Genomic DNA, 13707 nt, shown 5'->3' with positions numbered 1-13707 from the left:
TCTTTAAAATCCTACCTAAATTATATTATGTTTGATGAGATTGATAAAACTCGTTCTAGAACATGATGATTGGGCAAGTACTATTCCTAGTAATGTACAGGCGCGAACTATAAAAAGTATTCCTAATGGAAATAAGGATCTCATTAATGCATTAATACTAATAAAAGCCCCTAATACACGTACCATTAAGGAAACACTATACATAATCAAGAAAAATGAACGTATAAAAAATATAGAAGTACTTGGTAATGCAGTAACGAGAAGCTATGCCATGGTTTTATTAAGTATCTTAGCAAAATATACAGATAGTATTACAGAAATAGCAGTTAATACGTCAGCAATATTTAGTGAGCATATACATGATAATAAGGAATACTGGACGTTTCTTATTAATAGCAAATCGACAGAGGGTATCCTTATTCAAGATATAAAAGAAAAGGCCGAAGTACTATCGTATTATCATGTTGATATTAAGAATATATTCAAAAATTATACTAGGCATGTCCTTACTGATAATGAGCATAAAATTTTAAGGGCAGCGTATGAACAAGGATATTTTGAGTGGCCTAAGAATGCAAATGCCGAAGAGATCTCTAAATCCCTTAATATAAATAAGGTTACTTTTATTCAAGAATTAAGAAGAGCAATTCGTAAATTAGTATTAAAGGAATTAGATTCTGGCAATATCGATTTTATGGGATTTTATTGATTCAAGTATTTTGAAGGTCTTAATAGCGTCTTCCATGGTAGATAAAGGAGGTTCCTTATTTATAATTACGTTATCTATGAAATATGACACTATGTTGAAGAAACTTTCTTGGAAGTCTATAGTCCTTGATTGATAGTAACTTGCACTTTGCGAATATGATAAAGCCTCCATGGAATTGAATGTAAATACACCCTTCTCAAGAAATACCTTGACCATCCAAGTCCAGGAGGTTGGCGTTGGATCATCACAGCACCAGCCACTTAATATGTGGCCCACGACTCCGTTCTTAAACTTAAGAATTACTATTGCAAGATCATCGATATTCTTATATTCCTTATATGACACATTATCTAAGTAACCTGTTACGTACTCTGCATCACCGAATAAAAACAACAACGAATATACTAAGTGATATGCTTGCGTTATTAATGTACCATGGTATTTCCTAGCATTTTCCTCAGATATTTTATGAAATACACTTGCAAATGCATAAAGTGGTTTCCCTAAGTCTCCACGCATTATTATATCTTTAAGTCTCATCATCTGTGGAGTATAGATGTAATTATGTACAGGCATACATATTACATTATTTTCCTTGCATATCTTGTTCATGAATTCTACATCCGTTACTGTTAATGCAGGTGGTTTTTCCACCAATACGTGTTTACCAGCCTTTGCTGCCTCTACGGTCTGTGGTAAATGGTCTTCATCCTTACTTGCTATTATTACAGCATCAACATCATTATCTCTGCACAATTCTTCATATGAAGAATAAGCTTTAATGCCATACATTCTCGCAATTTCTCTTGCTCTTTCATGTGAATGAGAGAAAACTCCAATTAACTTACCATGTTTAGACCTTAGGATACCCTTTATATGTAATTGCGATATCTCACCCAGGCCTGATACAGCAATACCAACTGCCTTCTCCATCCTCACTCACCTAGTTCAACCTGGAATTTCTCCAGATACTTAACTTTTTCATACGCGATCTTTAACGCATCTTCAGCCTTAATCTCGCCTCTTATAGCATTATTTAATATTGGCCATAGAATTTCCGTAAACTCTCTCCATTTAACTATTTTAACAGGTAAATAAGCCTCTTCGATTATTTTCCTGTAAATACTCAGTCTGTGGCTCTCGAAATAATTATCCTTAGAATCCTTCAGAAGCATTGTAAATACACTTGACCTTGCTGGTAAAAAGCCCTGCGACTTGCTCTCAAAGTATTGATTTTCCGGAGATACCATGAATAAGACAAAAGTTGTTGCCAATGTCTTCTTTCTACTCCACCTAATCACACTTAGTCCATGAGAACCACCGTAAACCCATAAGCCACCTCTTCCTCGGGGAGGCAGAGCAATACTAAAATCGTCCCATATACTTGATTGTTTCGGATCTCTATATACATAGTCCCAGCCAGGCCAATCAAGAGCCATAGCTACTTCACCTGATTTAAATGCCTGGCTTACATCATCATAAAAGAAATCAGGTGTTCGTGGATGAGTTACTTTATATTTTGCATGTAAATCAACGAGAAACTGAAGAGCTTCAATACCCTCTTGAGAGTAAAACGCGAATTGATCACGGTCGATCATCTTACCGCCAAATGAATGAAGGATCTCCATAAATCGTCCAACTAATGCATGTCCACGAGCAGCAAAGGTGTATGGATGCGTGTTAATTTTGCGTTCCTTGATTTTAATAGCTACTTGCAATAGTTCATCCCACGTCTTAGGCGGTTCTTCATCTATTTTGTTAAATATCGATATACGGTAATGAAGCGAAGATACATCAATAAATCTCGGTGCTATAAGTACCTCTTCCTTGATGGTTACTGCTCTTCTAAGTAGACCAGGTAAATCGCTTAGCAGAATCTTTACATTTTCCGGGTCTATTTCAATAAGATCTAGATAAAGATGTTTATAGGACCTAAGAAAACTAGTGTGAGAAGAAATAACATCTATATCATTACTGCTATTAAGGTTGTCCTTAAAGGCATTGAGTTCTGGATGGGAGAATCTATGCAAGATATTTACCTTTATTGAGAATTTATGTTCAAAATCAGATATTTTGCTGTATAGTACTTCATATGGTTCAAAACCCTTGCCACCTATTAAAACGGCATTAAGTACATCCATACTAATAATAAAAGTTCTAGAACATATTTAAACCATAATCCTAACCTTGTTTGAATTAGGAAAAAGAAGAAGGAATTTTAACTTCAAATTTGTTACGTGATTCGATCAGTGGAAACCTGTTGCAGTAAATGATTGATCCGAACCGGCGGGTACTGGCCATGGAGAGCTTAATCCAGGCGGTGCTGGTACCAATCCTGTATTCTCCATGCAATCATAAGCATAGTATGATGGCGCCTGTATTGCGGGGTTCTGTGGAGTAAGTTGTTGAGCAAGTAATAATAAGTATATTGGTGGTGGTGCTATGTGGTCAAGGATCATTGAATACGTAGCATTACATGAAACTACAGTATATATCGGTGAGAATATAGTGGCGTTGGCAGGCAGATTTAATTGCCCTGTATATATGTAAAATCCAGCCCAAGTTGCCCAATAACCCATGGTGAATGGTACCTGCTGTATTGTCATTATCACCGTGCCATTTTGAATCAACTGAAGCCATGTTGGTAATTGCGCATCAAATCCAAGTATGTAAATGCCTCCATTACCTATCTTGTATCCGGCAGCCTCTAATGTCTCTACATTCGCTATAGCCGTTAGTAAATTAGCATCTAAATATGCAGTTACTGACGTGCCATATTTAGGTACCACCTCGCTTATTGTAGCATAGGCCTGTGCCTGGTCATCCTGATTCGCCTGAATGACTCCTAGTATTTGCACAGTACCGTTTTGCTCTAATGGTTGAAGTACTTGCTCAAAGCCCTCCGTTCTTAATGCTAGAGTTTCTACTCCTGGTAATCCAGTCACTAATACGAACTTCCACGGCGTAGGTACATGCTGTTCACGGAGATAAGCTAAGAATGATAATAATTCCTTTTCAGCCGCTATTTCATTATTGGTTCCAATGTATAGATTTCTGGCGGCTTGATTTGGCACATCTCTGTCAACTAAAATTACGATTATACCCTCCTGACGGAGCTTGAGAAGTTCACCTTGTACAGCGTCTGAAACGGTGCCTATTATAATTATGTTGGGATGCAATGCAGCTGCCTCCTCTAATTGGGATATTTGTTGACTCACGGTTGTTGCATCAAACTCCTCATAATTTACTGTATAACCTAATGATCTAAGTTGTGCAACGGCGGTTTGTATACCTTGGGTTATTAGGTTGTACCAAAAGTTCGCCGGGGCTGGGTTGAAGAAGAAAATGGTAATTGTCTTATTACTGGTGGAAGAGGGTGCTGTAACGGTCACAACTGTTTTAGATGGATGCACCGACATAGCTAAGTAGCCAGCAACTGCAGCCAGTACTATTACTATTACTATTAACCCTATGGATAAGGTTTTCCAGTTCATATCGTCATATTTATTGTTTATGTTCTTTATAAATATAAATCCTAACTAAGTTTTATTAAAATCTTGAGGAGGGAATATTTATAAGAGATTACATGTACTATTTCGAATGATGCCTACTAATGCTAATAATGAGGATAATGTATTGTTACTGGCCGAAAACATAACAAAGAGGTTCCCTGGTACTGTAGCACTTGATAATGTAACCTTTGATTTAAAGTATGGAGAGGTGCATGGATTACTTGGACAAAATGGCGCTGGTAAATCAACTTTGTTAAAAATATTGTATGGTTATTATAAGCCTGATAACGGTAAGATAATAATTCAGGGAAGAGAGACGAGATTTCGCAATACGGCAGATGCGCGTAAATATGGAATAATATTAGTTAATCAGGAAATCACGTTAATGCCTCATCTTGCTGTATATGAGAATATTGCTCTATTAGGTTTTCTATGGGGTAAAGCGTTTTCCAGTTTTAACAAGAATAATGTTAAGTATCAAATTAAAGATTTAATGGATAAATATGGTATAGAGTTAAATCCTGAGTTGAAGGTACGTGAGTTAAATGCGGCAAATAAAATGCTTGTTCAGATATTAGCTGCACTAAGCATGAACGCTAAAGTAATACTTTTTGATGAGCCAACAAGCCCCATGTCGCTCCGAGAGACTGAGCAAATACTTGATGTAATTAGGTCACTTAAAAAGAGTGGAATAAGTATTACATTTGTAACGCATAAAATTCAAGAGGCTATTGAGATATGCGATAGAATTACAGTATTGAGAAATGGTAAAGCAATCGGCACTGTAAATAACTCCAATATAACTGAAAAGGATCTAGCAGAAATGATGCTAGGAACTAAGCTTAAGGAATTTTACTTAATTAAGGAGGATTGGGCAGGTAATGCGATAAAAGAAAGAAAGAAATCAGAAATCCCACTTATTGAGTTACAGGATGTATATACAGTTCCTATAAAGCTCACTGATGTACCATTAAAGGGTGTTAACATGAAGATCTATGACGGAGAGGTAATTGCAGTATTTGGCTTAATTGGTGCCGGTAAATCAGAACTTGGTAGGCTGTTGGTAGGTCTAGGAAAAATTATCAAAGGAAGAATTCTATATTATGGTAAATCTATTAAAATCAAATCGCCTACACATGCGCTGGAAAAGTACAAAATAGCCTATTTACCTGAAGATAGGAAAACTGATGGAATAATACCGCACTACTCAGTGGCATCAAACATATCAGTATCGGCTTTATTCCTAATATCAAAGGCCAAGTTTTTACTGGATTTAAGAAGAGAACATGATTTAGCTACTACAATGATAAGATCATTCAATATAAGGACTGCATCACCCTATGTAAAGATCACTTCGTTAAGTGGCGGAAACCAACAAAAGACACTTGTTGCAAGAGGATTAGCAAGTAGAGCTAAATTGCTCATAATTGATGAGCCAACAGTTGGTGTTGATATAGGAGCTAAAATAGAAATAAGGAAAACCATTTATAAACTATCTAAAGAAGATAATATTTCAGTATTAGTATTGACGAGTGACCTTGATGAAGCATTAGGCATTGCTGACAGATTGTATTTCATGCATGAAGGCACAGTATTAAAGGAATACATAATAAAGTCAGATAATGTTGAGGATGTACGTAAAAAGGTAATAGAAGACTTAGCCCAGGTGTCTTCCTACATATAATGCTCAATTAACTTAGTTAGGAATATACCTTAAAAACATGTTAACATAAATTACGCGATGAGTTCAAGTGATAGTAAATCAGAAACAGTCACCGTTGAGAAAAGGAAGACACAACGTAGTGTTTTAAGGAGATTTTTAGACTTTTATAATCAGCAGGAAATTGCAAGGCCTCTTATTCCCTTTATAGTAATATTAATAGCATCAATAACCTTATCACCGCAGTATTTCTTATCTCCATCTAACCTTAAGGTTGTACTATTTCAATCTGCGCCAATAACTCTGTTAGCACTTGGTGAAGGCATGGTTATAATAATGGGAAGTATAGACCTAACCCCTGGCTCGGTTGCGGGTCTCTCTGCATTAATAACGGGTCTTGTTACATTATCCACTGGAAATATTGTATTAGCAATGACTATAGCAGTACTTGCTGGACTTGCCGTAGGCAGTATAAATGGACTTTTGGTTAGTAAATTTAAGGTCTATTCATTTATAGCAACGCTCGCTGGGCTTGAAATATGGAGGGCAGTGGATTTAACGATAACAGGAGGGTCACCCATATATGGGCTTACGCAATATAGCTTTTTCATGAATGATTTTCATACATTTATACCTCTTATTTTTATAATAGCGTTGGCAATTAACCTGGTATTTTGGTACTTATTGACAAGGACTACGTGGGGGCGTATAATATATGGTATTGGTAGTAATGAGGAGGCTGTTCGATTAGCAGGTACTCATGCTGACTTAGCAAAATTTTTAACATTTGCAATAGCCGGTTTACTTTATGGATTGGCAGGGGTTATGTTAGTACCTACTGGAGGCTACGTTGTTGATCCCTGGACTGCCTATGGTTATGAATTATACGCCATAGCTGCGGCTGTTTTGGGAGGCATTGCATTAACGGGAGGTACTGGGCATCCAATAGGTCCATTCTTCGGTGCGTTAATATTAACAATACTAACAGATATACTTATTATTATGGGGATTACCCAATATACGATTCAAGAGATAATTATAGGAATAATACTAATAGCAGCTGCACCTGCCCTAACTAGAGGACTTAGGTGGGTGAAATAATATGAGCGTTCTTGTTACAGGCGCTAGTGGTCAAATTGGTAGATTTTTAGTTAGTGAATTATTAGATTCAGGTCATGATGTGGTGGCATTTGATGTAAGGTTTGATCAAGAATTGTTAGATAAGGCGAAGATTAATGATAAACTTAAGCTTATTTATGGTGATCTTGCTGATATCGAAGAACTACTGAATACTATTAAGAAGTATAATGTTGAAAGGATTATCCATCTAGCAGCCCTAGTTCTTCTTGAGTCTAGGGCAAGACCACTAAAGGCAGCTAAGGTAAATATAATGGGTGCATTAAATGTATTCGAAGCCGCAAGACTAATGGATTTAAAGAGAGTTGTTTATGCCAGTTCTGAGGCTGTGCTTGGTTCTCCAACTAATTATAATTTAAAGCTAATAAATGAAGATGTCCACCCGTTAGCACCTCCAGATCCATATCCCATATCCAAGTTTGTGAATGAGGCTTTCGGCACTTTCTACAGGGAGGCGTATGGGATAGACATTATTGGGTCAAGACTTACTTCCGTGTGGGGTCCTGGCCGTTATACAGGTTATACGGGTCAATTTAATAATTTCCTTAGGGAATTAATAATAAATGGCACTGCTAAAGTACCTGAAGATTTTGCATATATTAATGCTAAGTTGAGGTGGTTATATGTTAAGGATGGAGCGAGAGCCTTTGCTCACATAGCATTGGTTGAAAAGTCTAAGATTAGGCGATCGGTTTATAATGTGGGCAGTAAAAAAGCATGGAATATTATTGATATGATAAACATAATTAAGGAGTTATTACCTAATGCTAAGATTGATTTTATGCCGTTGAATAAGCCCACTGATACTTCATCGCGAATTCCAGGGCCAGCCGGTCTTGAGATTGATTGCTCTAGGCTGTATGAAGAATTGGGGTTTGAAGAGAAGTATGGGTTAAGAGGCGGGCTTCTAGATATGATAAACTATGAAAGGACAAGGATAAATAAGATTTAATAGTGGTTGAGAAATAGAAAACTGTTAATCAAAATATTTTATTAGGATTCATAATATCATAAGAAATCTAGTAATCCCTTTATTTCTTTCATAATCTCCAGCGTTCCTATATTATTTCTAGCCAAGTATTGATCAATCTCCTTTATTTAAATCATCAAGCACCACACCAGGTTGAACACGAACGTACTAATCAACCGTGTTTATCTCTAAGGATATTATTCATTTTCCTCATGTTAACTAATATGCAGTCATTACAAGCCACAGTGTTCTATTAAACTAGTGCCTGTGTCCTAAGGATTAATCGGTGCATGAGATTCACTAGCTATCTCAATAATATTAATAATATCATCCTCATTATAGGGGTACATTATGATCATTGGAATGGCCTTAAAACCAATAAAACCATGCATTTCCTTAAAGTTCGTTTCTATTCTTAACTTCTTTAATTTACTTATTATTAAGTTTATACTCATAATTTACCTAATTAATTTGCTATGAAGGTAATACTTGTTCAGTAAATTTAACAGGTAAGAATTAAGGTATTAAAGCTATTACCTAGATTAAACGATTAATGAGTGGAACGTACTCAAAGGAGGAGATAGAACGCGGTATAGCCAAAATATATGAAACAGTTTTGTCCACTAAGAACGTAACTGCACGATACATAGTGATATTAGCTTTAGCCTCACTGTGGATTGACGCCTACGATTTTGCAGCATTCACTTTCGCAACTGCTGCCTTTAAAGCAACATTTCCCTGGATGTCAACATACCTATTCGGATTATCAATAGCTGCTATTCAGATTGGTGCCACTGTTGGCGCTATTATTGGTGGTTGGTTGACAGACAGGATTGGTAGAAGGAACATGTTTATTCTTAACATGATACTCTTCACAGTAATGGCGATAGGCGCAGGACTTGCACCAGACCCATACACATTCACAGTATTCAGAATACTATTAGGTTTTGCTCTAGGTGCCGATACGGCTACAGGGTTCACATATATATTTGAGTACCTCGAGAAGCAGCAAAGGTTATTCTGGTCGAACTTATGGCAGCTTCAGTGGTACCTTATGTACCTTGTTACGATAGCATTTATTGTCTTACCTCTTTATTTCATACTGCATTCTTTGACGCATCCAATAATGTGGAGAATAATAATGATCTTAGGCGGTGTCTTCGCCTTCATAGTTCTGATGCTTCGAGCTAGGATTCCTGAATCTGTTCTTTGGCTTGCATATCAAGGTAAGTTAGCCACAGCCAAGAGAATTTTGAAGCAAACCTATGGCATAGATCTTCCAGATGTACCCGATGTAGACGTAGAATTGAGAAAGGTTGCAAGGAGCCTTAGGAGCGCATTCAGTATATTTAGGAGGAGTAAGTGGAGGGAACTCGTCTATAGCTTCAATGGTAATTATGAACAAGGTTTTGAGTTTTACTCATGGGGCTTTTACCTACCTTATATATTATTAACATTTAAGTTGGCAGGACCGTTAGCAACCATAGAGGCGTCGGCTATTTTCTATGGTGCTGGTGTCGTTGCAGGAATATTAACGGCATATTTAACGCCCAGGATAGGTACTAAGGCTCAATATGTAATGGGCGCATTCATGACAGGTATTTCAATGGCATTACTGGGACTAACGCTAAAGTATCATTGGCCGCTCTGGTTAGTTGTGCTATGGGCATCAACATTCTTCTTCTTCCACGTAATAGGACCTGCCAGCCAAGGCATGACATCAATAAACGCATTCTTTGGAGCACGCGAGAGAGGTACAGCAGCTGGTTGGGGCTACTTCTTCGTAAAGCTAGCCGCTGTGGTTGGCTCATTCTGGGCACCCACGTGGTTCGCCATGATCGGCGTATCCGGAACGCTATTTGCTTTATCAATATATGCCATATTAACGGCAATACTTGGCTTAATAATTGGATATGATGCACGTACATATCACCCACCAGAACTTACAGAAGAGGCAAAGGCTTCATGATCTAAATAGCCAACATTAAATCTTAAACTTAAAATTAATTACCGGATAAAATTTAAATTGATTTTAATAAAGTATTTATAATGCGGGTCCATGAAACTGGTTAGGCTCTATGTTCGAATTGAGCATTTTGATGACTGGAGTTATTACACTAAGGATTACGAAGGATTAATGACCGTAATGCAATATTACTACCCTTATAGGGAAAGGGGCTATAGCTTTGAAGTTATTTCCGTAGGCAGTAGGAAAAATGACGTTATCAAATCATTTATTAGAAGATTTAGAAATTTAAAGAATATAATTGACGTAGTTTCTGTAAATAAATTAAACAATAGAAACTATGAAATAACATTCTTAGGCGACATAAATGGAATGTTAAAATACCTAATACTTGAACAAGGAGGTATCGTAGTGAGTTCTTACGTTAAAGATGGAGTTAAGGACTTTACGGCATATTTCTTTACAAAGGATTACGAATATTCCTCTGCAATGTTTAAAGATCTTTATGACAAATTTAATAATTATGGTAGGATTATAACATTTAATGTCTCTAAGGTACCTAGATCAGTTAAATCAGTAATTTTTACATCACCTATGTATGAATTAACCGATATCGAAAGGAAAATACTTCTTAAGGCATACCATGATGGCTTTTTCAACTATCCAAGAAGCACAAATCTAAACAACTTAGCGAAGGAATTCAATATGAGTAAAGCCACGGTAAATATTCATCTAAGAAACGCCCTTAAAAAGATCATTAGTACGTATGTTAACAATGCTAGGACATAATATTTTTATTTACCTGTAATATACAATATTTAAAATAAATAATAAAGAGTAAATGACTTACTATGATTAAGGTAGGTATCATAGGCTTAGGTAGAATGGGTGGCGCAATGGCTAGAAATTTACTCAGGAAGGGATATGAACTTTATGTCTATGACCTTGTTAAGTCTAAGATTGAGGATTTCGCCAAACTTGGGTCCAAAGGCACGTCCTCACCTGCCGAGATGGCCTCGATTGTGGATGTACTGCTGACTAATGTACCTAAATCCGAGGACATGCTTAACGTTTATCTTGGTGAGAACGGCATCCTTAAAGCCCCTAGACCTGGGCTAATTGCAATCGAAACCACCACCACGGATATACCAAGCAAGCTGAAACTTGCTGAGGAGTGTAGTAAAAAAAGTGTTGGTTTTCTCGTAGCTATGCTGGGTTTAACCGTACCTCAAGCTGAGAGAGGAGAAACACCGCTCTTTGTTGGTGGACCTAAGGAGATTTTTGAGAACCCTAACGTACAAAGACTACTCATGGACCTATCATCAGGTAAAATCTACTATATGGGCAATATCGAGACCGCTGTCGCCTTTAAACTAATAACGAACACAATGGGCTTCGCACAATTATTGGTATTTCTCGAAGGCCTTCAGTTTGTCACTAAGTTCGGTATGAGCATTGAGGACTTTCTGAAAGCTGCCAAGGATACAGCAGCCTATAATTATTGGTTTGATGCAAGGCGTGAGAAGATCCTTAAGGAGGATTACTCGGCATACTTCCCAGTGGACTTCATAATAAAGGATTTAATGTACACACTCGAGTCTGCTAAAAACATTAATTGTCCATTACCCATGGCTAGTCTTGCCATTCAGTTCTACATAATGGCCAGTAGTAAAGGCTATGGAAGTGAAGACGGAATAGCACTAATGAAGATTTTAAGGGAATACTGTAAAGGCCGCTAAGTCAACCTAAATCACTCATGCACCTGATATTCTTAAACTAACGCCTTCTGTTTCTGGACCATAATGCTAATCATCGGTGGTACACTATCTACAACCGGATAGTTATACGTCTAGTTCCTTAACAATGCCATCTTCTGTTAAACCCCTCTTTCTGTAGTATATTGGTAACCACTTCTCGACTATATATGGTACTTTTGTATCATTTCTATTGGCGTGCGGTGTTAGCATTCTCCTTGGTAATTTATCGTCTTTGTTCGTTACTCCTAGTTGATTATCTATCCACCTCTCTATTTTCCATATTCTATCCCCCATTTCCATTAACTTATTAACTGTGTATTCCTTGCCGGTTGTGTATTTCAGTAGATTTACTATGTCGGTTACGGTTAGTCCTGCCGTAAAGGCATATTTGCACATAACGAGTGAGTCGTATATTGTCATTAAGTTCTGCATCTTGATTACTATATCTACGACCTCCTCAGATTCACTGTACCTATCATTACGAGCATCAATACCAAGTTCGGGTACTGCGATTCCTCTCCAGGGCATGTGAGGCCATCCAAGGTGATCAGCGCCTCTATTTATTGTCACGAAGCTGAGAGCATGGGCGAAGAATGCCCTACCATCATGGGCAGGCATCTCAAGACCCTTAACATGAACTGCAAAGTCCTGCCCACCAATCTTCTCCGAAACCCTTCTAACACCCTCAGCCAATAAATCACCGATACCCTCCCTATACGCTATTTTTCGTATTAGCTTAATTACAGTATCCGCATTACCCCACTCGAGCCTTAAACCCTCAATCTCCTTACTTATTAATCCCCTTTCTGCAGCCTCAAATATGAAGCCTATGACATTGCCCGTGGATATTGTGTCGAGACCAAGTCTATCGCAATCCTCATTCATCCTCGCTATGGCCTCCAAATCACTGAGTAGTAGGTTTGTACCGAATAGTGATATTGTCTCGTACTCAGGCCCTAAACCCCTAAATTCCTTATCGAACCACTTTCCTGGCTTTACCCTGACGAATCTCTTGCAGGCCACTGGGCATGTGGTGCATGGGTATGGTCTCTCGAGTATTGTCTTTGCCATGGTCTCGCCAGTTATTTTGAATACTTCATTATCATCCCACCTACCCCAGGCAAAGTTCCTCACTGGTATGTTGCCGATTTCGTTATAGATCCCAACGCTCCCAGCACTACCAAACTTCCTAAGCGACACACCTCTGGCGGAACTACCAAGCCTTGCGTTTAGATCCCTAACGTATTTCCTCAACTCCTCTGGGTAGGCAAACTCTATTGGCTTTGTACCCTTCACTACTATTGCCTTTAGGTTCTTACTACCCATGACAGCACCACCACCTGCCCTACCGCCAATACCTTCCTCATTAGCTATTGTTGAAAACTTAACTAAGTGCTCCCCCGCAGGCCCTATAGCTAATACTCTAATTGATTGGTCATTAAGGTCTCTCCTTAATGCATGAACGGTCTCAATAATATCTAAACCCCAGTACTTACTGGCATCCCTAATGTCCGCAATGTCATCCTTAACATAAACATAAACATGTCTCTCAGCCCTGCCAAGTACAACAATCGCATCAAAGCCAGCCCTCTTCATCTCATATGCAAACCTAGTACCTATGTGCGCAGAGCCCCATATGCCTGTCAACGGCGATATGAAACCAACAGAAACCCTACCGCTCTGCGGAATCAAATCACTGGTCAAAGGACCACTCGCAAATACCAACACATTTGACGGATTAAGCGGACCCTTTATTTCCCTCAACCTCTTATAAATCACGTAGGCAGCAAAACCTTCGCCACCAAGTACCTTATCATAAATCTCGGGATCAACATTTTCAATCCACACCTTATCATTACTTAAATCAATATATAACACCTTACCAACCCAACCGAAGAGTGCCATTATCCTGAAGCATATCTTAAACCTATTAAGGATTTTATCTTACATATAATATTATCATAATCATAAATGTATCATTTAATACCTAAGATAC

Annotated in this window: 12 protein-coding genes; 7 read left to right on the top strand and 5 right to left on the bottom strand. The window is 37.9% G+C overall.

Translation table 11 applies throughout. The features are described from left to right. The first annotated feature begins 34 nt into the window (after positions 1 to 34). Entirely contained in the window at positions 35 to 709 is a 675-nt protein-coding gene (locus tag VMUT_RS06480; protein ID WP_048056919.1) for a helix-turn-helix domain-containing protein, read from the top strand. Here the strand turns inward: VMUT_RS06480 and VMUT_RS06475 are convergent. The 3 genes from VMUT_RS06475 to VMUT_RS06465 form a co-directional block, all read right to left on the bottom strand. Continuing rightward, complete coding sequence (locus tag VMUT_RS06475; RefSeq protein ID WP_148224695.1) at positions 671 to 1642, bottom strand: Gfo/Idh/MocA family protein; 972 nt, start codon at positions 1640 to 1642, stop codon at positions 671 to 673. The genes VMUT_RS06480 and VMUT_RS06475 overlap by 39 nt on opposite strands. A 2-nt stretch (positions 1643 to 1644) precedes the next feature. Further along, a complete protein-coding gene (locus tag VMUT_RS06470) occupies positions 1645 to 2850 on the bottom strand; it encodes an extracellular solute-binding protein (protein WP_013604618.1) in 1206 nt (401 codons plus the stop codon). A gap of 105 nt (positions 2851 to 2955) precedes the next feature. Continuing rightward, on the bottom strand, positions 2956 to 4203 hold the full coding sequence (locus tag VMUT_RS06465) for a sugar ABC transporter substrate-binding protein (protein ID WP_013604617.1): 1248 nt from the start codon (positions 4201 to 4203) through the stop codon (positions 2956 to 2958). A gap of 106 nt (positions 4204 to 4309) precedes the next feature. On the opposite strand from VMUT_RS06465, the gene VMUT_RS06460 reads away from it, so the two are divergent. From VMUT_RS06460 to VMUT_RS06450, 3 genes are read left to right on the top strand one after another with little or no spacing between them, the layout of a single operon-like run. After that, a complete protein-coding gene (locus VMUT_RS06460; RefSeq protein WP_013604616.1) occupies positions 4310 to 5905 on the top strand; it encodes a sugar ABC transporter ATP-binding protein in 1596 nt (531 codons plus the stop codon). A gap of 57 nt (positions 5906 to 5962) precedes the next feature. Beyond that, the gene (locus VMUT_RS06455; RefSeq protein WP_013604615.1) at positions 5963 to 6982 is read left to right on the top strand and encodes an ABC transporter permease; all 1020 of its coding nucleotides are present in this window, start codon (positions 5963 to 5965) and stop codon (positions 6980 to 6982) included. A gap of 1 nt (position 6983) precedes the next feature. Next, on the top strand, positions 6984 to 7970 hold the full coding sequence (locus VMUT_RS06450; protein WP_013604614.1) for an NAD-dependent epimerase/dehydratase family protein: 987 nt from the start codon (positions 6984 to 6986) through the stop codon (positions 7968 to 7970). Positions 7971 to 8260: 290 nt separating this feature from the next. Here the strand turns inward: VMUT_RS06450 and VMUT_RS12810 are convergent, their stop codons facing one another. Continuing rightward, the gene (locus tag VMUT_RS12810; RefSeq protein WP_013604613.1) at positions 8261 to 8443 is read right to left on the bottom strand and encodes a hypothetical protein; all 183 of its coding nucleotides are present in this window, start codon (positions 8441 to 8443) and stop codon (positions 8261 to 8263) included. Between the two features lie 98 nt (positions 8444 to 8541). Here VMUT_RS12810 and VMUT_RS06440 point away from each other — a divergent pair, with 98 nt between their 5' ends. The 3 genes from VMUT_RS06440 to VMUT_RS06430 all read left to right on the top strand — a co-directional run bounded on the left by VMUT_RS06440 (position 8542) and on the right by VMUT_RS06430 (position 11693). Beyond that, positions 8542 to 9957 (top strand): MFS transporter, encoded by a 1416-nt coding sequence (locus VMUT_RS06440; RefSeq protein ID WP_013604612.1) that lies wholly within the window; start codon positions 8542 to 8544, stop codon positions 9955 to 9957. Positions 9958 to 10047: 90 nt separating this feature from the next. Continuing rightward, positions 10048 to 10743: a helix-turn-helix domain-containing protein gene (locus VMUT_RS12290; protein WP_013604611.1), complete on the top strand. Its 696-nt coding sequence runs from the start codon at positions 10048 to 10050 to the stop codon at positions 10741 to 10743. Positions 10744 to 10805: 62 nt separating this feature from the next. Beyond that, entirely contained in the window at positions 10806 to 11693 is an 888-nt protein-coding gene (locus tag VMUT_RS06430; protein ID WP_013604610.1) for an NAD(P)-dependent oxidoreductase, read from the top strand. 102 nt (positions 11694 to 11795) lie between these two features. Here the strand turns inward: VMUT_RS06430 and VMUT_RS06425 are convergent, their stop codons facing one another. Continuing rightward, positions 11796 to 13616, bottom strand: coding sequence for an aldehyde ferredoxin oxidoreductase family protein (locus tag VMUT_RS06425; protein WP_013604609.1), 1821 nt, complete (start codon positions 13614 to 13616; stop codon positions 11796 to 11798). Between the last annotated feature and the right edge of the window lie 91 nt (positions 13617 to 13707).

It is taken from the genome of Vulcanisaeta moutnovskia 768-28 (assembly GCF_000190315.1).
GTDB classification, from domain to species: Archaea; Thermoproteota; Thermoprotei; order Thermoproteales; family Thermocladiaceae; genus Vulcanisaeta; species Vulcanisaeta moutnovskia.
Note: the sequence above shows the minus strand (reverse complement) of the source record. Positions and strands in the feature narration are given on the sequence as shown.

Bases quoted from the DNA above. Each gene is read 5' to 3' on its own strand.
- VMUT_RS06450 (WP_013604614.1), top strand. From the start codon at position 6,984: ATGAGCGTTCTTGTTACAGGCGCTAGTGGTCAAATTGGTAGATTTTTA.
- VMUT_RS06470 (WP_013604618.1), bottom strand. From the start codon at position 2,850: ATGGATGTACTTAATGCCGTTTTAATAGGTGGCAAGGGTTTTGAACCA.
- VMUT_RS12810 (WP_013604613.1), bottom strand. From the start codon at position 8,443: ATGAGTATAAACTTAATAATAAGTAAATTAAAGAAGTTAAGAATAGAA.
- VMUT_RS06430 (WP_013604610.1), top strand. From the start codon at position 10,806: ATGATTAAGGTAGGTATCATAGGCTTAGGTAGAATGGGTGGCGCAATG.
- VMUT_RS06460 (WP_013604616.1), top strand. From the start codon at position 4,310: ATGATGCCTACTAATGCTAATAATGAGGATAATGTATTGTTACTGGCC.
- VMUT_RS12290 (WP_013604611.1), top strand. From the start codon at position 10,048: ATGAAACTGGTTAGGCTCTATGTTCGAATTGAGCATTTTGATGACTGG.
- VMUT_RS06475 (WP_148224695.1), bottom strand. From the start codon at position 1,642: ATGGAGAAGGCAGTTGGTATTGCTGTATCAGGCCTGGGTGAGATATCG.
- VMUT_RS06480 (WP_048056919.1), top strand. From the start codon at position 35: ATGAGATTGATAAAACTCGTTCTAGAACATGATGATTGGGCAAGTACT.
- VMUT_RS06425 (WP_013604609.1), bottom strand. From the start codon at position 13,616: ATGGCACTCTTCGGTTGGGTTGGTAAGGTGTTATATATTGATTTAAGT.
- VMUT_RS06455 (WP_013604615.1), top strand. From the start codon at position 5,963: ATGAGTTCAAGTGATAGTAAATCAGAAACAGTCACCGTTGAGAAAAGG.
- VMUT_RS06465 (WP_013604617.1), bottom strand. From the start codon at position 4,203: ATGAACTGGAAAACCTTATCCATAGGGTTAATAGTAATAGTAATAGTA.
- VMUT_RS06440 (WP_013604612.1), top strand. From the start codon at position 8,542: ATGAGTGGAACGTACTCAAAGGAGGAGATAGAACGCGGTATAGCCAAA.